Here is a 25,530-nt window from a genome sequence, read left to right as displayed (position 1 = left end):
CTATCTTGACAGGCATTTTAAAGCGATATTCCATGTTAGGTAACAAGTCCGTTTTTGCCGGTCTCCCATTGCTATTGGGGGGCTGTTTGCATGCACAGCAACCCGACCTTTCCATTACACTGAACCAGGCAGGTTTTTATCCCCATGCGCCGAAAATAGCCGTGGTGACACAGCCTGTAAAGGGCGACAGCTTTTACATTACTCCTTCTCATTCGCAGCAAATTGTTTTCCGTGGCCGGTTAGGAAAAGCCACCCGCTCTGTGCATTCTTCCACTACCACCCGTATCGCCGATTTTTCGGCTTTTACCACACCGGGCGATTTTGTAGTCGTGGTGCCGGGTGCGGGGCAGTCGCCGGTTTTCCCTGTCAATGCCGGCGTGTATCATCCCGTAGCGGTGGCAGCGCTTAAAGGGTATTATTACCAGCGTTCCAATATACCGCTGGAAGCCCGTTTTGCGGGGCAGTGGCATCGGCCGGCCGGGCACCCGGATACGGCGGTGCTGGTACATCCCGGGGCAGCCAGTGCTACCCGGCCGGCAGGTACGGTGATTGCCACGCCCGGCGGCTGGTATGATGCCGGAGATTACAACAAATACATCGTTAATTCCGGTATTACCATGGGTACATTGCTCTCCGCCTATGAAGATTTTCCCGGTTATTTCAAACAGTTAAATACGAACATTCCTGAGAGCGGGGATGCCCTACCGGATATTTTAAACGAAGCCGTATACAACCTGCAATGGATGCTTACTATGCAGGACCCTGCAGATGGCGGGGTGTATAATAAATGCACCAACGCAGATTTCGACGGGATGGTAATGCCGGGAGTAACTAAAGCACCGCGGTATGTAGTACAGAAAGGCACCGCTGCCACGCTGGACTTTGCCGCTGTTACCGCCCAGGCGGCCCGCATATTGCAACCTTTCAATCCCGCATTGGCGACCCAATGCCGGGAGGCTGCCGGGAAAGCCTGGCAATGGGCATTACAGCATCCGGCCCTGCGTTATGACCAGGATAGTCTCAATAAAGTGTACCAGCCTGCTATTACCACCGGTGGGTATGGCGACCGGTACTTTGCCGATGAATGGCTATGGGCCGCATCGGAACTGTATATCACCACCCGTGACCCGCAGTTTTTCAGCGTAGTGGAAAAACATATAGGCGACCCGGTTAGTTTGCCTTCCTGGGCAAATGTGGGCATGCTGGGGTACTATTCACTGTTGCGGGCGAAAGACTTGCCCGCCAGTACCGCCACGGTCATACAACAAATGAAGGAACGGGTACTGGCGTTGGCCAACCAATACGTGATGGCGGCGAATACGAGCGCTTTCCATACGGTGATGGGGCAATCGCCGGGGGATTTTATATGGGGCAGTAGTTCCGTAGCCGCTAACCAGGGCATAGTACTGCTGAATGCGTATAGGCTTACCCGTGACCGGCGATACGCATATGCTGCATTGGGTAACCTGGATTATTTACTGGGCCGCAATGCCACCACCTATTGCTTTGTAACAGGTATAGGCAGCAAATCGCCCCTGCATCCGCATCATCGCCTTTCTATTGCCGATGGTATTACGGCGCCAGTGCCGGGGTTATTGGTGGGAGGACCTAACCCGGGCCGGCAGGACAAGAGCACTTACGAGTTTACAGAACCGGAAACAGCCTACACAGATAAAGCCGGAGCCTATGCCAGCAATGAAATTGCGATCAACTGGAACGCGCCACTGGTATATCTTGTAAGCGGTATCGATGCCTTGAAGGAGGAGGTAGGTTACCTGTAAACATATCGTGGTTTAGATATAGGTAATTTATTATCCATGTGACTGTTGAAGAAATGATAACAGGGAATCGCAAAATTGTATTAGCATTTTCCGGGAATTGATGCTTAAATTACATGGCATATAAACCGATGCTTCGATGAAACCTGGAAAAATAGTCCCCGCCGCCATCACCATCTTCGGCGCAAAAGGGGATCTGACAAAAAGAAAACTGATTCCGGCACTTTACAACCTGTACACCGACAAACATCTTCCTCCCGTATTCACCATCTATTGCGTGGATTTCCTGGAAGAAGACGAAGCAGCCTTTAAACAGGACCTCCTGGCCGGTGTGAATGAGTTTAGCCGGAACGGAAAGGCCAATGACGAAGAATGGAATGAGTTCGCCAAAAATATTGTGTACCTGCAGGGCGATTTCGTGAAGGCAGAAACGTACACCGGTTTGAAAGCCAGGCTGGATGCGTTTGAAAAGAAGCAGAAACAGAACGCTATCCGCATTTTTTACTTTGCGGTAGCGCCCCGCTTCATTGAAATCATCGCCGAAGCATTGTCTAAACACAATGTTTGCAACCGCGACGAGCTGGATCGCATTGTAGTGGAAAAACCTTTTGGCACCGACCTGGATACAGCCAAAAAACTGAACCGCTTTTTAGGAAAACGTTTTTCAGAGAAACAGATCTACCGCATAGATCACTACCTGGGAAAAGAAGCGGTACAGAACATTATGGCTTTCCGTTTTGCAAACTATGTATTCGAACCCTTGTGGAACAAGCAATACATCGATCATATACAAATCAGCGTAGCAGAAGAAGTAGGCGTAGGAAAACGCGGTGGTTACTACGATGGCAGCGGCGCCCTGCGCGACATGATACAAAATCACCTGCTGCAGCTGTTGTGTATCATCGCCATGGAACCTCCCAAATTTTATAAATCGGAACTGATCCGTGATGCCAAGGTAAAAGTGCTGAAATCCATCCGGCCATTTATGCCGGCACAGGTACTGAAAAGCGTGATCCGTGGCCAATATACCGCTGGCAACGTGCATGGTACACCGCGGGTACCTTACCGCAAAGAAGAGCATGTACTGTCGACCTCCAATACAGAAACATTTGTAGCCGCTAAATTATTTATCGATAATGAGCGCTGGAAAGGCGTACCATTCTTCCTGCGCACAGGGAAGTCAATGCCGGTGCAATCTTCCGTGATAGTGGTACAGTTTAAAGACTCTCCGCATAAAATTTTCAAAGATGACCTTACGCCCAACCGCTTAATCATCAGCATACAACCGGAGTTGGAAATAAGCTTATTGTTTGAAAGTAAAGTACCGGGATTGAAGATGAAACTTAAACCGGTAGAAATGGACTTCACCTACCAGGAGTCATATACAGAAACTATTCCCGAGGCATATGAAGCATTGTTGCTCGATGTGCTGGATGGTAATACTACCCTGTTTATGAGGGCCGACCAGGTAGAAGCCGCCTGGAAAGTAGTGATGCCGATACTGGATACGTGGAAGAAATACCCTGCAAAAGAATTACATCTCTATAAAGCCGGTACCTGGGGGCCCACAGCGGCTACCGCTTTGCTGAAGCCTTATGCCAAAGATTGGTTCCGGTTATCGGCCAGGGAAGAAAGCATCAAGTAAAATCATAAAGAGAAACGGGAGCCTTTAGCGCTCCCGTTTCTCTTTGTTGTATGCCTCAGGGGGTATACTTAACCGTGCTTCCATAGAGGATATTAGATACCCCTGAAAAATAGGTATGCTTATCCGTGCTGGTAAGATTGTACCAGAGGTACACGCCATAACCATTGTTTTTCGTTTGCGTAGCCAGTGAATTGGCCGTGCTTTGAGACGTAGCCTGGATATCTACTGCGGCAGGGCCCAGGTTGCTCTTAGGCAAACCCGCCACATTAGGAACGGAGTAACTACCATAAATAGCGTTCCAGCTATAGTTAACCATATCGCCTACCCGTTTACCTCCCCATGATAAGCGGGAAGCTGCAGGACCATAGTAATAGAAGGAAATGATCTTACCGGGCATCAGCTGATGCAGTTCATCTACCAGCATTACAAAAGAACTATCGTTGGGCTGAGTGGTGTTATTGGTGCCATAGTCGGCATATTCATCATCGAAGTCGATGCCATCCAGGCCGTAGTAGGCTACTGTATCGCTGAGTTGTTTGGCAAATGCGTGTGCAGCTGTTCTGCTGGTAAAATTGCTGATGCCGGCGCCCTGGTGATTTCCCAGTATAGACAGCAATACTTTCATGCCTTTGTTTTGCAGGGGCACTATCTGTGTGGCTTTGTTAGTCAATACAGCAGATACGTTGGGGTTGTTGTACAACACCGCCTGATGGGTGGTGGTATTGTAGTTGATATTGGCGGCAAAGATGATGGCAATATCAAACAGTTGTTGCCCACCGGTAGTAAGGGTGTATTTGCCGGTATTGAGTAAACTGTTGCTGTTTACTTCCACATAGCAGACAGAGATGCCTCCTGCTTTGGTAACGGTTTCCGTTTTTGCCCCGGTGTTTTTAGCGGGTGGCGGGGTGTTATTTTCTTTTGTACAGGCAGCTGCGAGAAATAGGGCCATAGCAGCAGTGATGCCCACGGCAGTACGCCGCAGCGGGTGGAATTGTTGTTTCATACCAACTTGCTTGTTTAAATGAATGAAGAAATGTGGGTTTGGGTAATGGGTCTCCTTGCTAATGATACAAACGATGGGTGCTTTTGTGATAGTGCTCAGGCTAACGTTGAATCTTTTATAAACCCGGTGGCTGATGCTGTGTCAGCCACCGGGGCGGGTATTATCATACTTTATTTACGGGTATCCCACCAGAGCGGCGTACCGCCGTTGTCGGCACCGTTCAGCAGCTTTACTGCATCGGCTACTGTTTGCGGGTTCGTATTGTATTCATTCTGCGGGAAGGGCAGTCTTCTGATCTGCAGACTGGATGAAATGGCCGGGAGACCTTTATTGACTACTACTTCGAAGAGTTTAGGATAACCGGTGCGGCGGAATTCTGTCCAGCCTTCCTGTCCTTCGGGGAACATAGCAATCCATTTCTGTGTGCTGATACGTTCCTGCTTTACCGCTGGTGAGGCGGCATCATCCCATTTGATGGTAATGGTAGACGGCTTAGGCGCATCATTGGCGGAGTTTTTAGGATCCGTGTAAGCATCCGGGGTGCTGGTACCATCGTTAATGTATCCGGGTGCAGCTACGTTCCATTGCTGCATGGAAGTGGCGATACCCTGCTCATATAACTGTTGTGCAGTACCGCCTGCATTGGACCAGCCCTGTAGTGCTGCTTCGGCGCGCAGGAAATATACTTCTGCGGCGTTCATCAACACGGGGGCTGTTTTCAGGCTAAATGCCGGCGTACCATCGTTGAGGTTAAGGTTAGAGTATGTTTTGTATTTGTCTTTATCTACCACGCTGCCTATGCGGATACCTTTATATTTACCGGCCAGCGCAGGATCGGCGTCGGTGCTTTTATCCATGTAGCGGGCAATGCGCGGATCTTTATAACCGGTGAGATAGCATTGGATAGAGGCGCCGATGCGGATATCTGCCCAGTTTTGTGCAATGAATACCAGCGGATTGGTAAAGTTGCCGGTTACCTTCACTGCCATGTTGCCGCTGTTGTCCGTGATCAGGCCGCCGTTAGCAGGGTCCAGTGCTTTTTCGGCCTGTATTTTTGCGGTAGCCTGGTCTACATTCCGGATATGCATGGCTAAGCGTAAACGCAGGGAATTGGCAAAGCGCAGCCACTTCGTAAAGTCACCATCGTATACGAGGTCAAAGGTAGCAAAGGCAAAAGGTAGCTTGGTGCCGCTGCTGATCTGTGTACGCAGGGCCTGGGTAGCGGCATCCAGTTGCGTAAAGAACTGGTTGTAAACATCCTGCTGGCTGTCGTAGGGAACGGTCGACAAACCTTCTCCTACATGTTTGTAAGGGATAGGCCCGTATACATCTGTTATGCGGGCCATCGCAGTTACCTGTACAATCTGCGCTACTGCCCAAACTGCCGGGGTCTTTTGTTCAATACCGGTAGCTTTTAGATTTAGTATAGGAGACATCACGCTGAGGTATCCTACTTTGTATGTTTCGCCATTCCAGCCGCTTACCAGTGAGTAGTTGGTGTTATTGGCATTACCGAAAGCATTGGGCGTCATGAAATACCCGGAGTAACAGTCTGCATTCAGGTTTTGCTGCAACTGGTAGGAGTTGGGATCGCCCCCTCCGGAAAAGTTATAGATCGCCATCTGGGCAGATTTCAGGTAGAGTCCGAGCGCGTTATAATCGGGACCAAACTGACCGTTGGAAACACCGGTATTATCTGTATTGTAGCTTTCAAAATTCTTGGTACAAGCACTCAATCCGGTCACGAGTGCAGCTACTGCGATGAGCAGGCCTGATCTGTGACTTTTCATTTTATTATAAAGTTTCATCTTTTTCAGTTTTTCGGTGATTGATTTAGAAAGCGGCATTTAATGTAAGACCATAGCTGCGGGTAGCGGGTAACATAAATACATCTACACCTCCCAGTCCATTGGCGGTAGACATGGTTTGTTCAGGATCAAATGGTGCTTTCTTTGAAATGTAAAACAGGTTACGGCCGGTGAGCGACAGTTTCAGTGATTTTACCACAGAGCGGTTAACCGGGAAGGTATAGCCGAAGGCAGCTTCTCTCAATCTCACTGTAGTGGCGCTGTACATATATTCGCCGGATACGCCGTCTTTACCACCTACAATTGAATACCAGGATTTGGCATCTACGGAAGATACGGCATTACCATTTTCATCTACGCCATTGATCTTCACACCGCCGGCATCACGGGCATCGCCGCTGGCCTTGGAAACACCATAGCTATCCATGATAGCCTGGGTAACAGACATTACTTTGCCGCCGAATTTACCATCGATCAGGAAAGAGAACGTAAAGTTGTTAAACACGAAATTGTTATTCCAACCCAGTTGCCATTTGGTGTTGGCATTGCCCAGGTATTGCATATCGCCGCCTTTTTTGCTGGGAGATCCTTTGGTAATTTTCACGCGGCCCTGATCGTCGCGGTCCAGCACTGTACCGTAAATATCTCCAAAAGAGCCACCTACTTTAAACAGGGACGCATAGTTGGCGCCGGAAGCACCGCTCAGCGTAAAGCGATCTACCTGAGGAGAAAGGGCGATGATTTTATTGTCGTTGGTAGCGAAGTTGATACCGGTATTCCATTTCAGCTTGGTTTCTTTCAACACATCGTACCGGATCATCGCTTCCACGCCCTGGTTCTGGATATTACCAGCGTTAATGAAATAGGTATTGTAGAGCGTGGCGTTAGGTGCGGCAATTTCCAGGGTCTGGTTGGTCGTATTCGTTTTGTAGTAAGTAACGTCTATTCCCAGGCGATCGCCAAAGAAACGCCATTCGGTACCCAACTCGAATGATTTGGTTTTTTCTGGTTTCAGCGTATTGAAAGGCCCAGCTGTTCTTACAATCGGGTTACCATCGGTTCCCAGCAGGTTTTCAGGTGCATTACTCTGATAGGCCAGCGGAGAGTTACCTACGATGGCATAGGAGCCGCGTACTTTGGCAAATGAAATAGCGCGTGGCATTTGCAATAACTGGCTTAACATCACATTCAAGCCTGCGGAAGGATAGAAATAAGACAGCTGGTTGGTGAATGCCAGGTTGGAAGCCCAGTCGTTACGGGCTGTCAGATCCAGATACAACCATTCTTTATAGGAAATGTTAACACTCGCAAATACGGACTGCCACTGGCTGTGTTTCTGTTGCAAGGAACCGGAGTTACGGGCATTGAGCGCCGACATATTCTGGATAGTGAAGATGTTGGGTAAATGCAGGCTATCTTGTCCGGATACGAGGAAATCGCCGGTGGTTTTTACATCGCGGATACTACCTCCCACAAGACCTGTAAACCGGAAGTCTTTTGCCGGGATGTTGAAGTTGGCAATCAGGTCGCCATACTGTTGTGTGGTCGTATTGTTGTTGTAGTTATAACCGCCATTCCTGGTAGCCAGTGCTTTCTGTGAGCTGGCGTATATTTTTTGTTCATAGAGATCGTTGATACGGTCTATGCTTCCTCTTGCCTGCACATTCAACCACGAGTTCACATCATATTTCAGGCTGGCATTAGCCAGTATCCTGTTACGTTTAAGTGAATTGGGATTGCGGTTGATGATCCACCATGGATTCTGTTGCAGGTCTTCATCGAAAGGCCAGTTTTGTACCGGCAGGAAGTTCCTCGAAGGATCCGGGATTTCGAACTGGTTTTTATAAGGCCGGATATCCTTACCACGGGGGAAGAGATATAAGCCGGTCAGCGGGTTGAAATAGTAACCGGTCAACGGTGTATTATCGATCTGCTGGGTCATATAGTTCACATCAGCAGACGCGGTGAGTTTATCGTTCAGGAATTTGCCGGTTTCTTTAAAGTCGAGGTTATGACGGCCCAGTTTATTGCCTGGTTCGATGCCCCTGGCAGAAGTATTGGCATAAGAGAAATAAGTCTGCATCTTATCGGAGCCGCTGGACATGCTGATGGCGTTGGTAAAGTTCTGGCCATTCTGGAAGAACGGAGAGAGGTTATCGCCGGCAGGGCTGCTCAATTTATCGCCCCAGCTTTGGCTGGCTACATCTTTCGACTGGCCATAGTTGTTCTGGAACTTAGGCTGGTAGGCTGCCTGGGTGATATTGAAGCCGGAGGAGATATTAATGGCGGTGTGACCGGCTTTTCCGCCCTTAGTGGTCACAATGATCACGCCGTTGGCTCCCTGGCTGCCATATAATGCAGCAGCCGACGCGCCTTTTAATACCGAAATACTCTCGATATCTTCCGGGTTCAGGTTGGAAATAGGATCGCCCCCGTCGTAGGCGGTGCTTCCACCGTAGACGCTGGAAGGCTGATTGGTAACGGTGTTGTTCATGGGTACCCCATCGATTACATATAACGCCTGGTTGCTTCCCAATCCTGATTTGCTGCCACGGAGGATTACTTTTGCAGAACCGCCTACGCCGGAGGCGCTGGAGGAGATCGTTAAACCGGCCACTTTACCGTTCAGGGTATTTACCAGGTTCGCATCTTTCGCTTTGGTGAGTTCCAGTCCGTTGAGCTGCTGGGTAGAATAGGTGATGGATTTCTCTGACCTTTTAATACCCAGGGCGGTTACTACCACTGCGCCCAGCTGGGAATCCTGGCTGGTGAGGGTGATTTGAAGGTTGGTATCTGTACCTACTGTGATGGTTTTGGTTTCGTAGCCAATGAAGCTCACGATCAGGATATCGCCGGTATTGGCGGCCAGGGTAAAGCCTCCGTTTACGTTGGTAATGGTGCCTTTGCTGGTGCCTTTTATTTGTATGGATACCCCCACCAGTGGCTGTCCTTTACTATCTGTTACCTTTCCTTCCAGGGTAATGGGCGGAATGGCTACGGTAGTGAGGTTGGTGGTTTGGGCCTTTGGGCTGATCACGATTGTTTTATCAACAATGCTATAGTTAAACAGCTGGCTGTTTAGGCAGGCGTTCAGCACTTCGGTGAGGGGAGCCTGGGTCATGTTCAAGTTTACCGGGGCTGCTTTCCGGAGTAAATTTTCATCATAGATAAATTCATAACCTGTTTGCCGGCTAATACTATTGAATACATCATAGAGGGGGAGATGTTTCCCTTTGATGGTAACGGACTGAGAGAATGATTTGGCGCTCAGATTAAGGGTGAATACCAGTGTCAGTATTGCAGTTAATCGCATAATCAGGAGTAATTTTCTTTGCATACGGCCTCCTTTACAGGGGACTTTGCAGGTACCAAGTAGTTCCATACTTTTGTGTTGTTGGCTTAATAATTCAATTTTCTTTGATTCAGGGAGTTGGGTTGCCAGCTATAGCCGGGAGCATTGCAGTGCTTCCGGTTTTTTTTACAACCGATGGTGGAATTATTCACGTCTTCATAACTCAAATAATTTTAAAAGTTCAATTCATAAGTGGACAAATAGTTGTTACTGTGGATCGTACGGACTTACTACGACCCGGTTGTCATTGATGTCAAAGTGAACGCGTTTTGTTGTTGATAAAATTTTTAATAAGGATGCTGCATTCTCTCTACGGGAAATGATCCCGGTTAAGCGTATATCAGACAGGTCGCCTTCGTAGGTTACCTCTATATTATACCATCGGGCTATCTGGCGCATAATAGTTTGTATGCTGGTATTGCGGAAGCGGAATTTACCTTCTTTCCAGGCCAGCGTCTGTTCCATATCTGCTTTTTCTACGAGGAAATTGTGTTCACCGGCAGCGAGGCTACCGCCAAAACCCGGTTTCAGCAAGGTTTTGGTGTCGTGATGCACCAGTTGCACGGCGCCTTCTTCCAGTGTAGTAGTAATAGTTTGTTCATCGGCATAGGCCATGATATTGAAGCTGGTACCCAGTACATTCACTTCCATATCGGCGTTGCCTTTCACTTTTACCCGGAAAGGTTGTTGCGCATTGGTGGCTACCTGGAAATAGCCTTCCCCGGAAATTTCCACCACTCTTTCGCTGCCGGTGAAGGCGGTAGGGAAACGTATGCTGCTGGCGGCATTCAGCCAAACCTTACTGCCATCAGCCAGGGTGAGCTGGTATTGTCCGCCGCGGGGTGTTACTACGGTGTTGTATACCGGGGCGGCAGGGCTGCCATCTGCTTTGTAAGAGAGCCCCTGGTGGGTATTTACAATACTGGTATTGCCTTGTTTGGCCAGTGAGCCGATGTTGGCGCTGTCCAGCGGAATGGTTTTACCATCTGCCAGTACCAGCATGGCTTTATTGGTGCCCGGATCCAGCGGCGATGGCTTGCTGGCGGCCAATGGCGCCGGGTGTTGCAGCTGATGGGCAATATATAAACTGCCCGCCAGCAGGGTAACGCCCAGCAGGCAGGCAGCAGCGGCATACCATAGTTTCCGTGTAATGCTGTGGGGTTTCGTTTGCAGGATAGACTGCAATATTTTTTCGCTGTCTTCTGCCGGCCAGCCGTTGTCCGGCACTTCACTGTGCAGGGCCGACAGAATATCTGCTTTTATCTCCGGTTCATAATCATCGGTTGCTACCATCGCTTTCAGGCGCAATAGCTCTTCCTCACTGATCTGGCCATTTTTATATTTTTCAAGCAATAACTGTACTTCCGTCATGGACATATACAAGATTTTGGAAGGGTGATATGGGTAAAGACGCGCGACAAATAAAAAAGGAGTATCCCCGGGTAAAATTTTTTTTGGGGAGGAGAAAGACTACTTCCGGAGTGTGAGCAGTAACAGGAGGAAAGGGATAACATCGTTATGGAGACGGGCCTTTACAAAGGCGCGTAGGGCGTGCATGGCCAGGCTCATTTGTTTTTTTACCGTATGCACGGAAATATTGAGTTGCAGGGAGATTTCTTCATTGCTCCAGCCTTCTTTCCGGGCCAGGTATACTTTTTTTCGCTCGGGAGGAAGCCCGGCTACTGCCTTGTCGAGCATGGCGTCGTATTCCCGCTGTAATAAAAGGTGGTCGGTATCATTCCGGGTGGCAGGCTGATGTTGGAGGTGTATATCATAGGCTTTCAGCCGTACCAGCTGCTTTTTGAAGCTGTCGTAAATATGATTGCGGGTGAGGATAAAGAGATAATCTTTAAAGCTTTTCACCTGGTCCATCTCCGTTCTTTTCAACCAGACTTTCAGGAATACTTCCTGTACGATTTCACCGGCCATGCCGGCATCTTTCAGGTAAACCATAGCCACGTCAAACACCTGCCGGCTATAGTGCCGGAACACAATGGTGTAGGCATCCCCGTTGCCTTCGGCAACCAGTTGCAGCAGTTCACGTTCATCTGGTAAGGAGTTGCTTGACAAATTTGGTGGTTTTGGTGCCCATACAAATCAATACACAAAGTAAATTTAGGGGACCCCGATTTAATAATAAAATAATTTATGTAGATGGGATCAACAGAAGTGCGTATAGTTTGGATAGAATTATTACGTAATTTCACCATATGCCACAACGTTACACTGATATCCAATGGGTGGTTCAGCGGAACCTTACTCATGCGAAAGAACTGATGTGGCTACGCAATTCCAATGCGTTTGCAAAGTCTATATTGCATTCATCATACTTAATTGTTACGCTTATGAATGACAGCAGATTCTGGGAGATTATAGAACAGGCATGGCAAGCTTCTCCGGCATTACTGGAAATGCGTAATACTGCATTGAAAACCAATGATGCAGTAGTGATAGAAGATCTTACCAGTGTGGTATATGGCGCTATTACAAACAATATCAGGGATGTTTTATTAGGGCTTGATAAGGAGACATTGACCGGGTTTAACCATCTTATGGAAGGAAAACTATACCATATCGACAGAAAGGATATTCACGCATATACGGATGGCTCAGATGATGGATTCCTGTATTGCCGTTGTTTTATTGTAGGCATGGGGCAAACCTATTATGATAAGATCGACCGGGAGCCGGCGATGGCTACCGCTGATGCAGAGGCGGAAATCGTAGGTTTTATCGGCTATATGGTTTACCAGGAATTATTTGGCGAAGAATTTGAACGTAACACCATTCATTGTATTGAAACCTGTTCCAACTCCCGGGGATGGGAAGCATAATTAACCGTAAATACATTCCTATGAGTGAAGAAATTTTTGGTATTGCTAAAGTGCATGCGCATCCACGAGCCATTGCACTGATGCAGGACGAGTTTTTCTGGGATTGCTCAGATGAACTGGCCCCTTTCGGCTCTGATGAAGGGGAAAACGCCCTGACTGAATTCCTCGAATGGCGGAAGACCCATCCGCACACCCCTACTATTGAATGCCTGAAATGGGCGATTGAATCCATTGGGGATATGCCCTTTGAAGACTACAATGAAACCCTGCTGGACCGTGATTATATCACGCAGCAAATGGAAGACCCGGCATTTGATGCTCACCAGTGTATATTCATCCTGGATACGGCCATCATTGCCACCGGTTTCGGACAACTGGTGTTCGAAGGTGTTATTGATGAGGAAAATAAACCAGTGATTACCATTGCACTGGAACGCCAGGTTTGTTGGGCCCTGTTGTCAGAAAGCTGGTCCTATGCAGAGCAGCGTATCGGTTACCTCAATATCCTGAAACGCGCGCTGGAAGAAGCGTAGTCATCGAGCCAGTACAGCATATCCACAGCGACACGGTATTGTAAATCCCCCTGTTAATCCTTTTGTCGCTGCCATTGGTTTGCTGTAACCTGGTAATGTTTCATTACTGCAATGTAGTTGTAAAAACCTTTCACCAGCTGAAGGAAAGGGGAAGACTGCGCTTTTGCGGAAGCCGTCGAGGTGCATTGCTATGGAAGTACGCCTAAACGTTGTTATCTTGTAGTGCTTTTTATACGGTTGTTTATGATTACGCTCCACGATAAAACATACACCTGTCCCGTAGATGTAACCCTGGGATTTATTGGTGGAAAATGGAAATTGCTGATCCTTTTTCATCTCCACTATTTTACAAAAAGAAGTTATGCAGATATCCGCGATAACCTGCCAGGAGTGTCTGAGAAGATGTTAAGTCAACAGTTGAAAGAACTGGAAAGGGACCGGCTGATAGAAAAAACAGTGTTGTCTGCAAAGCCGTACAGGGTTATGTATGAGCTGTCGGTCATGGGTAAATCCCTGGCACCGCTTTATGAGTTTGCCAGCGAATGGGGAATTACCTACCTGAAAACGCATGACATCGATTATATACAGGATCAGCAGCTGTATAAATAATCTGCGCTTCCTTTTCTGCCAGCTATATGTTATCTTTTATCATCAAAAGCTATGTTATGAAAAAGCTATTCATATGTTTAACCTTATTGCTGGTATCGCTGGGTGCAGTAAAAGCACAGGAGTCGCCGGTAGGCGCGTGGACAGCCACCTCCGGGGATATCACCAGCGTATTGTTGATAACTCCCTCCTGGTTTACAGTGACTGATTACCGGGCTGCAGATTTTGTAAGCACCTATGGTGGCGCCTGGCAACAGGCTGGTAATGGAGAAACTACTGTCGCCATTTCGTTTAATACGGCCAATCCTAACCAGGTGGGGCAAAATGCCCGCGTGCCGGTAACGATGGAAAACGGTCAACTGGTTACCAATACTGCCGGAGGGGGCAGTCAGCGATGGATCCGCCTCGATGATGGCAGCGGTCCACTCGCCGGTAAATGGAAAATTACCGCACGGGAAAACAACGGGAAAATGAATACGATTCCCGACGGTCCGCGCCAAACATTCAAAATCCTTACCGGTACCCGCTTTCAATGGGTGGCAGTGAATTTATCTACCGGCGAATTCTTTGGAACAGGAGGAGGGACTTATACATTTGATAACGGCACTTACACAGAAAAGATCGCCTTCTTTTCCCGCGATAATACCCGCGTGGGTGCAGCATTGTCATTCAAAGGCAAAGTAAACGGCAACGAATGGGAGCACAGTGGACTGAGCTCCAAAGGGGATCCCATTCATGAAGTGTGGACTAAAACGCAGGAATAATGTCTCGCAAAGAAGCAAAGAAAAAAAGACGCAAAGGATATAAAGCTTTGCGTCTTTTTTTCTTTGCTTCTTTGCGGGAAACTCTTTCACCATCCTATTCCATAATCTTCGCCATGGTTACTGCTGCCGCCCCAAAGGCTGCCATGCGCGCGATCTATGTAAATAGCGTTTACAGGGCCACTGGTGCGTTCTCCAAAGCTGAGGCGATAGCCCATCTGTTCCAGTGCCTTACGCGTTTTTTCGCTGGTATTATTATTCAGTAGTATGCTTCCTGGGCGGGGCTCCCGGTCTTTTATTGTGCTGCCTCCCAGCGATAACCACAATTGGTTGGTATTGAAGTTAGCCGCTTCGGTGGCTTGTTGCACCGTCATCCCAAATTCCACTACGTTCAGGAAAAACTGTAACAGGTTTTGATCTTGCGTATCGCCGCCCTGCACACCAAAACAAAGGAAAGGCTTACCTTCTTTCAACGCCAGTGAGGGGGTAAGGGTAACCCGTGGACGTTTGCCGGGGGCAATCACATTAAAGGGACATACAGCGGAATCCAGCACAAAGCTTTGTGCACGCTGACTCATACCAATGCCTGTTTTCCCTGCAATGCAGGCGGGCAGCCATCCTCCGCTGGGCGTAATAGATACTACCCATCCATCTTTATCGGCGGCCTCCACGCTGGTAGTGCCGCGCCACAGGCGGTCCATATAGGCACTGTCTACTTTGTTGGCTGCGTATACCTGGCTCAGGTCAGCGATAGTTTGTTGCCATGCGGCGTCATGTTTAGGCACAAAACCGCCCGGTTGCCGCCCGTTGCTGGTATCAGTGAGTTGGGTACGTTCCTGCAGGAAGTGCAGGAAGGGATTGGTTTTACCGATGTAAGGGTAAGGATCGCCCGGACCTGTACCGGCATCATTGTGCGTTCGGTTAATCTGTTGCGCCCTGGCTTTTGCGTACTCCTTACTCAGCAACCCCCGGATAGCAGGGTTTTTATTGAAGGCCGGATCACCATAATAAAAATCGCGATCGGCAAAGGCGAGGTTCATGGTCTGGTAAAGCGTGTGGATATATTCGGTGCTGTTATATCCCATGGCTTTAAGATCGAAATTCTCGAGGATATTGAGACTTTGCAACAGCATAGGTCCCTGGGTCCATTCCTGCAGCTTATACACATCTATGCCCTTGTAATTCACGTGCAGGGGCGTTTCTTCTATAGGCCTCCATTTGGCCAGGTCTTCCAGGGTGATCAGTCCACCCTGTTCCTGGCAGCCCCTTACAAATTCTGCTGCGATATCTCCTTTATAGAAGCGGTCATACGCCGCCATGATGGCTTCTTTCCTGCTTTTATGCTGACGAAGGGCATTTTCTTCGGCTGCTACCAGTTTATTGAGGGTGGCCAGCAGATCTTTCTGTACAAAGATTTCTCCCGCTTCGGGAGCTTCTCTTTTTTCACCGGGGTGGGTGAGGAAGACGGTTTTGCTATAAGGCCATTCTTTGATATATTTTTTGCCACGTTCTATGCTGTTGGCTGTTTGCGCCTCTATGGGATAGCCTGCGGCCATTTCCATGGCTGGCGTCAGTACCTGTTTCAGGCTCATGGTGCCATATTCGGCCAGCATATAACAGAGCCCACCTACGGTGCCGGGTGTTACGGCTGCCAGCGGGCCATATTCCGGTGGAAAGTCATAGCCTTTGCCTTTATAAAAAGCAGGGGTGGCACCGGTAGGCGCTACGCCCAGGGCGTTGATAGCGATTACTTTGCCTGTTTTCGGATTGTAGATCAATGCCTGGGTTTCGCCGCCCCAGCTGAGTACATCCCACATGGTGCAGGTAGCGGCCAGCATGGCGCAGGCGGCATCTACTGCGTTGCCGCGTTGTTGGAAGATCATGGCGCCGGCGGTGGCGGCCAGTGGTTTCCCGGTAACGGCCATCCAGTTTTTGCCATGTAACGGCGGTTTCTGCGTTTGCTGTGCCTGCATACCGGTATAGCTACCCAGTAGCAGGGAAAGGACGAGTAAGCGTTTCATGGCGCTAATTTAAAGGATTACGACAGTACTTTTACCGTCACCAGTAGCTGGCCGGTATGCCGCATGGTATGTTCTGCCGCATGAAACAGCAGGCCCAGTACGGTGGAAGGAAGCTGCTTTCTGCCCACGCCCCGGAATTCGGTGAGGGTATTTTCCGGTGTGGCCGACAATTGCAGCAGCGTTTTATGTACCTGTGCATCAAATTGTTCCAGCAAATTGTGCAGGGTGGCGCCGGGAGTGCCCTCGGCTTTGAGCGCTGCCAGTTGTGCTTCGCTCAGTGCTTCCGCCCGGGCGTAGGTACACAGGCGGTCCAATACACCGCTTACATGCTGCAGGTGAAAGCCGGGAGCCGCAAGACCGGCAGGTTTTTCCCACAATTTTTCTTCGGGGAAGTCCTGCATAAGACGATTAATTTCCAGGTTGGCCTGTAGCAATGCATGTGCTACAGGCTGGAGTAATGCCGGTATGTTATCTACCGGCCCACTCATCCAGTATTCTGTTGCCATAGCGTAGCATTATACTTCTACTGCATCATATACAATCACCTTTTCCCACAGGTGGCTGCAGTTTTTCACAAACTCCAGGTGTACGGGGTGGGTTTGGTAGGTTGCCTGGCCAGCCAGGTCGCTGAAAAATATCAGCTCAGATACTGCCCAGCTGTTGTCTACCACATCTCTCTTTTCCGTACTCGCTACTACGCCTACACGCAGTTCCTTTACGGTTTCAATTTTTGATAATGTTTTTACACCGGCAATCAGCTTATCGCGGTCCTCTTTGGAGTCCGGGTTCTTCAGCCAGAAAAATACATGATGTACAATCGGATAACGTTTTTCCATATTTGCAGAAGGGATTGCTGCAGCTGCGGCTGTGCCGGCGGCCAGCGCGGCTGCGGTTCCTAAAAATTTTCGCCTGTTGGAGGTATTCATATGTATACTGTTGAGGCGATGAAAATAATAAAGATTGGCGATTTATTATAACTATTACTGTTGGGGCGACACTTATCACCTATCCTTCAAATTTTTCGCATTCACCCCATATTCCGGTACTTTCATCCCATTTTAGGGCGTCGGCTACCGTGTAATGGCTAATATTGCGATATAATGCTTTCTCCTTATGAATCAATTTAAGAAATTCGAATTTGGTTTCGTAACAGCGGTCTTCCTGTTACTGCTGTTTTCGCTGTTGTATCCCAGTATCATTTACAACGTATTTGAGCTGCAAAGTATTTATGGGCATAAGTTTGCGCAATATCACCAGGTATTTGACTATTACCTGCATTACCTGTTGCCCACTATGGGGCGGGTAGTACTGGTATACGCAGCGTTTCTGCTGGTGAATTTTATCATTGTGCCGGAATTTTTTGAGCGGGAGAAATGGGTAAAGGGCATGTTGATGCTGTTGCCGCTGGGAGTATTTTATTTCCTGATGATGATGGTGGCCGATTCCTACTACCGGGGATACCTGTTTGGTGTATATGATACCGTACAGGGGGCGCATACGCACTTTGCCAAATCGGCTTTTATCACCACCATTTTTTCAGGCGTGCTATATGTGATTTATTATTATGTGAGGAGAGTGTTGCTGGACCTGTTTTACCCCCGTTATGTGAAAGACCCTGTTTTCCGGCAAATGATGACAGAAATTCTCTGGGCCAGTGGTTTGATCGTGGTACTTTTTTGCCTGTCGTTCAGTGATTCGAGAGACACGGCGTTAATGATATTCTTCTTCGGTCCTACGTCTATCGTGGTGTTTTTTGTGCTGCGTTATAAGGTATTGCCTGAATATGCCGCCTCCAATAACCGGGCGCTGATGCTGCGGGATGCCATTTTTACCATCCTGGGCAGCAATGTATTGATGGCGCTGATTTGCCGGGCTATCGGGCACCGGAATGGCGGTTGGTTTGTGGCCCTGGGGGGGACCGGTATTTTCGTATCTACTGCCATTGTGGCGCCGCTCAGCTGGTTGCTGTTTAAAACCCGGCAGCAGCAGGTGGCTACCGTGGTAACGCTGAAGAAGGCGCTGGGGCATTCTGCCGCCAATCTCGACTTCCTCCGTTCCCAGATAAACCCCCATTTTCTATTTAATGCGCTCAACACCCTCTACGGCACCGCTTTACAGGAAGAGGCTGCCCGTACCAGCGAAGGCATACAAAAACTGGGCGATATGATGCGTTTTATGCTACATGATAACCATTTGGAAAAAATACCCCTGGATAAAGAGGTGGCGTATCTCCAGAATTACATAGCTTTACAGCGACTGCGGGTGTTATCTTCTCCTGATATCCTGATCGAAGTAAATATAGATGAAAGTCAGTGCCAGCATGAGATAGCGCCTATGCTACTGATCCCGTTCGTCGAGAATGCCTTTAAACACGGTATTAGTTTAAGACATCGCTCCCGTATTGTTATCTCTCTCAGTTGCACCGCAGAGCAAATATTTTTCGATGTATACAACAGTGTGCATCCACGGCCGGAAAATGATCCCGAACGCGAAGGAATGGGCATAGGATTGAATAATGTAAAAGAAAGACTAGCCTTATTGTATCCTCACCGGCATGAGTTGAGTATCCGCCACACTGCTACAGAATTTTTTGTCCATCTGACTATTGATGTTAATAAATAATAAGGAGATGAAAAAAGGAGAAGAGGAAGTGACCGCAGCACCCGATGGCATGACCCGTTTTTTATGGTGGCTGGCCGCTGCTGATGCAGAAATATTAAAAGATTGCAGGACAGAGAAAGAGCGGTACCGCATTATCGGTATATCCGTGCTCGTTACCTGGATGTTTGCCACCCTGGCCTGGGGATATTTCTTTTCCACCGTGGTAAACGACGATATGATCGTAGTGGGACTGGCCCTGTTTTTTGGCTTCGCCATCTTGTCGGTCGATCGTACGCTGATTGCGGCCATGTCGCGTACCAATGGCAACATAAAAGTGATGCCGGTAATATTTCGTTTAGTCCTGGCCGTTACTATTGGTTTGTTCATTTCCCAACCGGTGGTATTAATGTTATTTAAGAAAGACATTGATGCGCAGCTGGAACTGAGTAAACAGTCTAAGCTGGACGCCTATCGGGCGCAACTGGTAAAGCTCAATGCCGGTCAGATGGCCACCCTGCAGCAATCGCTGGACCAGGGAAAGCAGCAGCTGGCGCAGAAGGCAGCCGAAATGAAGATATACAAGGATAGTTATATCAAAGAAACCGATGGCACCGGCGGCTCCGGCAGGATAGGGGAGTCGGACATTGCCCGGGTGAAAAAATCGGCGTACCTGAAATCAGAAGAAGAACTGCAAACCATGCAGCGCGCCTGGGAACCACAGCAACAGCAGCTGCAGGCGCAGATAGCCCGCATGCACAGTGTAGACAGCACCAAGGAAGTGGTGTACCTGGGTACCCTGACCAATGGTTTCCTGGCACAGGTAGAGGCGCTGCAGGAATTAACAGAAACACATCCACCGGTAAAACAACGATATCGCCTCATTGTATTCATTATTACCCTGATAGAAGTAATGCCTTTGCTCAGCAAAATACTGATGCCAAAAGGAGAGTACGATGAAAAAATAGCAGCTGCTACGGCCAATGGCGTCAGCGCTGCCGAACTGGAAACGCAAACCGGCAAAGCATTGCAGGAACATTACCAGGCAGCAGCCCTGGCGGCAGATAAAGAAACGGTGGATCATCTCTTCGAATCTACCCGCGACATCCGGAAAGAAGAAGCGGAAACCCTGGTGAGGGACTGGCGGCAACGCGAGAATCGCCAGTATCACCAACTCTGGCAGCAAGCCAAAAAATTGTTACTGGGCCGGATCAGTTAATCCCTATATTGCTTACCCGTAAAATAGCCATATGAAGCTGACTGCTATTGCAATAGATGATGAACCCGTGGCGCTGGCTGTTATTAAAAATCATGCTGCCATGGTGCCTTTCCTGGAAATGAAAGGCTTTTTTACCAACGCATTTGATGCCATCGACTTTTTGAGTAAAGAAAAAATAGACCTGCTGTTTCTCGATATCAAGATGCCGGATATTTCAGGGCTGGACTTTTTGTCCAGCCTGCCCACACCGCCCATGACCGTTTTTACCACCGCCTACTCCGAACATGCGGTAAAAAGTTTTGAACTGGATGCGATCGACTACCTGCTGAAACCTTTTTCCCTGATACGTTTCATGAAAGCCTGCAATAAAGCACACAGTCTCTTGCAGCTGAAACAGCAAACAGGGGTGCCCGCAATAAAAGAGCAGCCGGATTACATTTTCGTGAAAAGCGGTTATGAACAATTCCGTATTGTCCTCGATGACATCCTCTACCTGGAAAGCGCCGGCAATTACGTCAATTTTATCCTCAGCGACCGTAAGCTGATTTCCCGCCTGTCGATGCAGGAAGCCGTAGACCTGCTGCCCGTCAATGCTTTTACCCGTGTACATCGTTCTTATATTGTAGCCAACAACAAAATAGAGCGGGCCGACCGGAACGCGCTCTATATCAAAAATGTACCCATTCCCATCGGGGCTGCTTATGCCCCGGCTATTGAGCGTATCTTAAGCCTGTAGATTTTTTTTGTTAAATTAAACCGATTGGTCTAATTTTATTGCTCTATGGGAAAAGCGGAACTCACCAGGCAGTTTATCATAGAAAAATCGGCGCCTATTTTCAACAGGAAAGGGGTTGCCGGTACTTCTATCAGTGATATCCTGAAGGCCACCAAACTGGCCAAGGGGGGAGTGTATGGCAATTTTTCCTCCAAAGAGGAAATTGTAATGGCGGTATTTGACTATATGGTCGAAGAAGAGAAGCAGCGGTTGAAAAAGGTAACCGCCACAGCTACCACCTCTGCCGGGAAATTTGAAGCCCTGTTTGCTCACTACGAACGCTTTCCGATGGAACAAACCGTATCGGGCGGTTGCCCTATGCTCAATTTCGGCGTGGAAGCCGATGATACCAATCCCGGCCTGAAAAAGAAAGTGAGTGAGCTGGTGCTTTACTTCCAGTCACGCATCGCGAAGATGGTGCAGTATGGAAAGGACCATGGCGAGTTTAACGAAGACTGGGACGAAAGGAAATTTGCCATCAGGATGTTTAGCATGCTGGAAGGGGCTATACTGGTGAGTGGGGTGTTGGGGCATAATAAACAAATGCTGGTGGTAATAGAGGCTTTACGGGAAGAAATGAAACGTCACATGCTGTGATTTTTTTTATTGCTAAAAATAAACCAATCGGTCTAAAAATGCAACACCAGGTTTTACCCTTGTCGCTCCGCATGGCCGGAAAAGTGCTTTCCGCCATGAGCCGCCCTTTTCCAGGCGCTACTGCCCGGATATTTTACCGGCTGTACTGCACGCCGCCATCCGGCAAACTACGGCCCACCCATGTGGAGCTCCGCAACCAGGCGGTAATGCAGTCCTTGCAGGTAAGCAGCTATCCTTTCGACAATACCCCCCTGAAAGTAAATACTTATCGCTGGGGAAATACAGGACCTAAAATTTTATTACTGCACGGATGGGGAGGTAGCCCGCTGCATTTCAAACAGCTCATTACTGCCTTGCTGGCGCAAGGCTACCAGGTAGTATCCTACGATGCGCCCGCACACGGGCTCTCCGGCGGAAAACGCACCAACCTGGTACAATGGATGCATGTGCTCGAACAGGTAATGCAGGAGGAAGCTCCTTTTTACGCCGTAATAGGCCATTCGTTCGGCGCCCTCAACGCAGCACTGACCCTGTCCCGTAAAAGTGTAGCCGTACCCCGCCTGGTATTGCTAAGCACGGCATTGAGCGCCCCGGTTTTCTTCAATGAAGCGCTCCGCTTATTTCGCATTCACCCGGTGGTGATGCCCAAACTGCAGCAACTGATTCGTACCCGCCTCCGGGAAGACCTCTCCGATATGGATATGCACCGCTACATCAATGGCATCAAAGCAGAAAAGATCTGGCTGGGCTACGATACCACCGATACCCTGGCCCTGGCTACGGAAATAGATGACTACCTGCAGCAATACCCCGCTATCCAGTCGCTCCGCATTACCGGTGAAGGACACTTCCGGATTATGCGCGATACCAAGGTGCTGAATGGTATCATGACTTTCCTGTCGGCCCCCTGATCTGATATGCTACATCGCGCTAAAGCCACGTTATTTTGCCTTTCATCCAGATTTTAAAAATTATTATTTACGTAAAGTCTTGATGGGCGTTAGTTCTATAGATAACTACTTATTCACTTATCACAAAAAAAAACTATTACGTATTTTTCTCTTAATAGTTTTCAATAGCTTTGCACCCTCGTGGTTAAAAAAATGTTAAACACGGAAACCTGTTTTGCTTTTGAAAAGATGGCCTGTGTCTGTACTTCAGCGTAACTACACCCATTCTTCGTAGCACAATCATTCGTCATCCTTTGTAGCCCGGCCCTTGCTGGGCTTAACTGTGGGGTATTGCCCCCTGACCTTCCCATGCGTATACCCACCGCTGCAGGGAACAGTTGATGCCAGCAATGGGACTGGTAGCTGTTTGCCCGGTATGTAATTAATGTACATCAAATAACAATCCATCTATGCACGCAAGTTACAGGAAACTGTTATGGTTAATCCCATGTGTAGCCCTCTCTGCGCAATGTTTGTTATCAACAGATGTTGCTGCACAAAAGAAGAAAAGTGGCTGGCTGTTCGGAAAAAAAACACCTGCCGTAACAGCAGACACTACTGCCAAAAAGAAGCCCGACACAAAAGGCTTGAAGCCTTACAAAGAAGTCATCACTGCTGACGCAGTATCTAAAGACGGCTTATTTAAAGTCCATCGCGTAAAGACAGATTATTATTTTGAGATCCCTTTAAAATTGCTCGGACGACAACTGCTCGTGGTCAATAAGCTGTCTAAAGTGCCTGAACAACTGAATGATGCCGGTGTCAACAAAGGAATGAACTATGCCAACATGGTGATTGCTTTTGAGAGAGATACCTTGCTCAATAGAATCTTTCTGCGCAAACAACACCCCTTCCTGGAAGTACCGGCCAATCACGCTATTGCACAATCTGTGGCGGATAACTTTAACCCTTCCGTCATCGATTATTTTAAAATAGAAGCATATAACGGTGACACTTCCGCAGTGGTGATCAACGTATCTAAAATATTTGATGGCTCCAACAACAGTATCAACAACGTATTTGATGAATTGGGCATGAGCAGCTCTCCCATAAAAGACCTCTCCCGTATTCGTATCATCAAAGCGTTTGAAGAAAATATTGTAGCCAAATCAGAGCTGACCGCTAAAATCACTGGTGTGGAAGTTTCCATAGAAACCACCACCAACCTGGTATTGCTCAGCGAGCATCCAATGACACCGCGCTTCGCCGACAGAAGGGTAGGGCTGTTTACCACACCCCGCTGGTATTTCAGCGACGAACAGCATAAGCTGGAAGAACGGGAGCTGATTACCCGCTGGCGCCTGGAGCCCAAACCGGAAGATCTGCAGCGCTATCGTAATGGAGAGTTGGTAGTACCGGCTAAACCGATTGTATACTATATCGATCCCAGTACGCCTGCAAAATGGCGTCCTTACATTAAAGCAGGCATTGAAGACTGGCAGCAGGCTTTCGAAGCCGCCGGCTTTAAGAATGCGATCATTGCCAAAGATGCACCAGAAAATGATCCTGATTTTGATGGCGATGATGTACGTTATTCCGTCGTAACCTACGCCGCTTCTGCCAAAGCGAATGCCATGGGACCTTCTGTACTCGATCCCCGCTCTGGTGAAATCCTGGAAGCCGATATCATCTGGTGGCACAATGTGATGAGCACCCTGCATTCCTGGGTGCGCATCCAAACGGGAGCCATCGATCCCCGCGCCCGCAGCAACCAGTTCAGCGACTCGCTGATGGGACACGCCATCCGCTTTGTATCCAGCCATGAAGTAGGACATACCCTGGGCCTGCAGCATAACATGGGTAGCTCCTATGCATTTGATGTAGACTCCCTGCGCTCCCCGGCTTTTACTTCCCGCATGGGCGGTACCGCACCTTCCATCATGGACTATGCCCGCTTTAACTATGTGGCGCAACCTGGCGACCAGGTAACACAGATCACGCCCGCAATAGGCGTGTACGATAAATTCGCTATCGGCTGGGCATACCGCTATACTGGCGCCAAAACGCCCCATGAAGAGTTGCCGGAATTGAATAAACAGTTACGGGTACACGAAAATGACCGCATGTATGCCTTCGGTGAGCAACAGGAGGTACGCGATGCCATCGATCCCCGCTCCCAGATAGAAGACCTCGGCAATGATGCCGTAAAAGCCAGCCAATACGGCTTGCAAAATCTCAAACGCATCGTACCGCAAATATTAACCTGGACGAAAGAAGAAGGCGACAACTACGACGAAGCCGGTAAAATGCTCAATAGCGCTATAGGCCAGTGGAATCAATACGCTTATCACGTGCTGGCCAATGTGGGTGGCATCTATATAACACCTACTGTATATGGGCAAAAACAGGATAGCTACCGGCACGTGGAAAAGAAAAAGCAACAGGCAGCGGTACATTACCTCATCGGGGAAGTATTCAATACCCCCGACTGGCTGTTTAAAAATGATATTTATACCAAGAGCTACCCTATTAAGGAAAGCCCTATCGGCAATATCGAATATGGCGCATTGGTATACGCTAAGAGCCTGCAATCTTACCTGTACTACGACCTGCTCCGTGATGAGCGCTTATCCCGTATGCTGGAAAATGAAGCTGCCAACGGAAAGGCTGCTTATACCGTAACAGACCTGATGAGCGATATGCACCAGGGCATTTTTGCTAAAACGCTGCGCAGTCAATCACTGGATATTTATGAGCGCAACAGCCAGAAAGGCTTTGTAGATGCGCTGATCATCAGCATTGATAAATCGGTGGTACGTAGCGATGTGAAGAAGATACAACCAGCACCAACACCCGCCATCGCACAGCAATTCTGCTCTTTCAACCTGCAAACGCCTGCCGGGGAAGATCGCGCTTCCCGCAATATGATGTACTTCGCAGTAAATCGTGTATCCGATGCCGTAAGTGCTAAACGGGGAGAACTGACCCGTTTACTTCAACTGCTGAATAGCAAAAAGCATAATGCAGACAGAGCTACCGCAGATCATTACAACGACTTAATTATACGGATCAACCAGGCTTTAAATAATAAATAATCTATTATCTGTTTA

General features: G+C 48.5%; 20 protein-coding genes and 2 pseudogenes. 14 read left to right on the top strand and 8 right to left on the bottom strand.

Going from position 1 to position 25,530, the window contains the following annotated elements:
* The first annotated feature begins 32 nt into the window (after positions 1–32).
* Both HGH91_RS14545 and zwf read left to right on the top strand, forming a co-directional pair.
* A complete protein-coding gene (locus HGH91_RS14545) occupies positions 33–1,781 on the top strand; it encodes a glycoside hydrolase family 9 protein (protein ID WP_168739303.1) in 1,749 nt (582 codons plus the stop codon).
* A 136-nt stretch (positions 1,782–1,917) separates the two neighbouring features.
* Positions 1,918–3,423 (top strand): glucose-6-phosphate dehydrogenase, encoded by a 1,506-nt coding sequence (gene zwf, locus HGH91_RS14540; protein ID WP_168739302.1) that lies wholly within the window; start codon positions 1,918–1,920, stop codon positions 3,421–3,423.
* Positions 3,424–3,478: 55 nt separating this feature from the next.
* Here zwf and HGH91_RS14535 read toward each other — a convergent pair whose 3' ends face one another.
* The 5 genes from HGH91_RS14535 to HGH91_RS14515 all read right to left on the bottom strand — a co-directional run bounded on the left by HGH91_RS14535 (position 3,479) and on the right by HGH91_RS14515 (position 11,656).
* Entirely contained in the window at positions 3,479–4,426 is a 948-nt protein-coding gene (locus HGH91_RS14535) for an endo-beta-N-acetylglucosaminidase H (protein WP_211092304.1), read from the bottom strand.
* Positions 4,427–4,596: 170 nt separating this feature from the next.
* Positions 4,597–6,216: a RagB/SusD family nutrient uptake outer membrane protein gene (locus tag HGH91_RS14530; protein WP_168739299.1), complete on the bottom strand. Its 1,620-nt coding sequence runs from the start codon at positions 6,214–6,216 to the stop codon at positions 4,597–4,599.
* 43 nt (positions 6,217–6,259) lie between these two features.
* Entirely contained in the window at positions 6,260–9,571 is a 3,312-nt protein-coding gene (locus HGH91_RS14525) for a SusC/RagA family TonB-linked outer membrane protein (RefSeq protein WP_247651749.1), read from the bottom strand.
* A 222-nt stretch (positions 9,572–9,793) separates the two neighbouring features.
* Entirely contained in the window at positions 9,794–10,963 is a 1,170-nt protein-coding gene (locus HGH91_RS14520) for a FecR family protein (RefSeq protein ID WP_168739298.1), read from the bottom strand.
* Positions 10,964–11,056: 93 nt separating this feature from the next.
* Positions 11,057–11,656, bottom strand: a complete 600-nt coding sequence (locus tag HGH91_RS14515) for an RNA polymerase sigma factor (RefSeq protein WP_168739296.1) — start codon at positions 11,654–11,656, stop codon at positions 11,057–11,059.
* 275 nt (positions 11,657–11,931) lie between these two features.
* On the opposite strand from HGH91_RS14515, the gene HGH91_RS14510 reads away from it, so the two are divergent.
* The 4 genes from HGH91_RS14510 to HGH91_RS14495 all read left to right on the top strand — a co-directional run bounded on the left by HGH91_RS14510 (position 11,932) and on the right by HGH91_RS14495 (position 14,323).
* A complete protein-coding gene (locus HGH91_RS14510) occupies positions 11,932–12,420 on the top strand; it encodes a DUF4240 domain-containing protein (RefSeq protein ID WP_168739294.1) in 489 nt (162 codons plus the stop codon).
* Between the two features lie 20 nt (positions 12,421–12,440).
* Positions 12,441–12,953, top strand: a complete 513-nt coding sequence (locus tag HGH91_RS14505) for a hypothetical protein (RefSeq protein ID WP_168739292.1) — start codon at positions 12,441–12,443, stop codon at positions 12,951–12,953.
* A 243-nt stretch (positions 12,954–13,196) separates the two neighbouring features.
* Complete coding sequence (locus HGH91_RS14500) at positions 13,197–13,562, top strand: winged helix-turn-helix transcriptional regulator (RefSeq protein WP_168739290.1); 366 nt, start codon at positions 13,197–13,199, stop codon at positions 13,560–13,562.
* A gap of 56 nt (positions 13,563–13,618) precedes the next feature.
* Positions 13,619–14,323 carry a membrane or secreted protein gene (locus HGH91_RS14495; RefSeq protein WP_168739288.1) on the top strand — a complete coding sequence of 235 codons (705 nt, stop codon included), beginning with the start codon at positions 13,619–13,621 and terminating at the stop codon, positions 14,321–14,323.
* Positions 14,324–14,409: 86 nt separating this feature from the next.
* Here the strand turns inward: HGH91_RS14495 and HGH91_RS14490 are convergent, their stop codons facing one another.
* From HGH91_RS14490 to HGH91_RS14480, 3 genes are read right to left on the bottom strand one after another with little or no spacing between them, the layout of a single operon-like run.
* Positions 14,410–16,341 (bottom strand): gamma-glutamyltransferase family protein, encoded by a 1,932-nt coding sequence (locus HGH91_RS14490; RefSeq protein ID WP_168739287.1) that lies wholly within the window; start codon positions 16,339–16,341, stop codon positions 14,410–14,412.
* 17 nt (positions 16,342–16,358) lie between these two features.
* The gene (locus tag HGH91_RS14485; protein ID WP_168739284.1) at positions 16,359–16,847 is read right to left on the bottom strand and encodes a DinB family protein; all 489 of its coding nucleotides are present in this window, start codon (positions 16,845–16,847) and stop codon (positions 16,359–16,361) included.
* Between the two features lie 9 nt (positions 16,848–16,856).
* Positions 16,857–17,267, bottom strand: coding sequence for a Dabb family protein (locus HGH91_RS14480; protein ID WP_168739282.1), 411 nt, complete (start codon positions 17,265–17,267; stop codon positions 16,857–16,859).
* A 187-nt stretch (positions 17,268–17,454) separates the two neighbouring features.
* Here HGH91_RS14480 and HGH91_RS14475 point away from each other — a divergent pair, with 187 nt between their 5' ends.
* From HGH91_RS14475 to HGH91_RS31625, 8 genes and pseudogenes are all read left to right on the top strand, one after another.
* The gene (locus HGH91_RS14475; RefSeq protein ID WP_247651748.1) at positions 17,455–18,963 is read left to right on the top strand and encodes a sensor histidine kinase; all 1,509 of its coding nucleotides are present in this window, start codon (positions 17,455–17,457) and stop codon (positions 18,961–18,963) included.
* Positions 18,950–19,900, top strand: a pseudogene (locus HGH91_RS14470) (DUF4407 domain-containing protein); the annotation flags it as partial. The gene HGH91_RS14475 and the pseudogene HGH91_RS14470, both read left to right, overlap by 14 nt.
* A gap of 289 nt (positions 19,901–20,189) precedes the next feature.
* On the top strand, positions 20,190–20,894 hold the full coding sequence (locus tag HGH91_RS14465; RefSeq protein WP_211092303.1) for a LytR/AlgR family response regulator transcription factor: 705 nt from the start codon (positions 20,190–20,192) through the stop codon (positions 20,892–20,894).
* Between the two features lie 45 nt (positions 20,895–20,939).
* On the top strand, positions 20,940–21,530 hold the full coding sequence (locus tag HGH91_RS14460; RefSeq protein ID WP_168739278.1) for a TetR/AcrR family transcriptional regulator: 591 nt from the start codon (positions 20,940–20,942) through the stop codon (positions 21,528–21,530).
* A 38-nt stretch (positions 21,531–21,568) separates the two neighbouring features.
* Entirely contained in the window at positions 21,569–22,441 is an 873-nt protein-coding gene (locus HGH91_RS14455) for an alpha/beta hydrolase (protein WP_168739276.1), read from the top strand.
* A 449-nt stretch (positions 22,442–22,890) separates the two neighbouring features.
* Positions 22,891–23,781: pseudogene (locus HGH91_RS31635) on the top strand (DUF5117 domain-containing protein); the annotation flags it as partial.
* Positions 23,782–23,950: 169 nt separating this feature from the next.
* A complete protein-coding gene (locus HGH91_RS31630; protein ID WP_410493799.1) occupies positions 23,951–24,025 on the top strand; it encodes an OapA N-terminal domain-containing protein in 75 nt (24 codons plus the stop codon).
* Between the two features lie 29 nt (positions 24,026–24,054).
* Positions 24,055–25,515: a zinc-dependent metalloprotease gene (locus tag HGH91_RS31625; protein WP_410493798.1), complete on the top strand. Its 1,461-nt coding sequence runs from the start codon at positions 24,055–24,057 to the stop codon at positions 25,513–25,515.
* Positions 25,516–25,530 lie beyond the last annotated feature (15 nt).

The sequence above is a fragment of the Chitinophaga eiseniae genome, from assembly GCF_012641265.1.
GTDB classification, from domain to species: domain Bacteria; phylum Bacteroidota; class Bacteroidia; order Chitinophagales; family Chitinophagaceae; genus Chitinophaga; species Chitinophaga eiseniae_A.
Note: the sequence above shows the minus strand (reverse complement) of the source record. Positions and strands in the feature narration are given on the sequence as shown.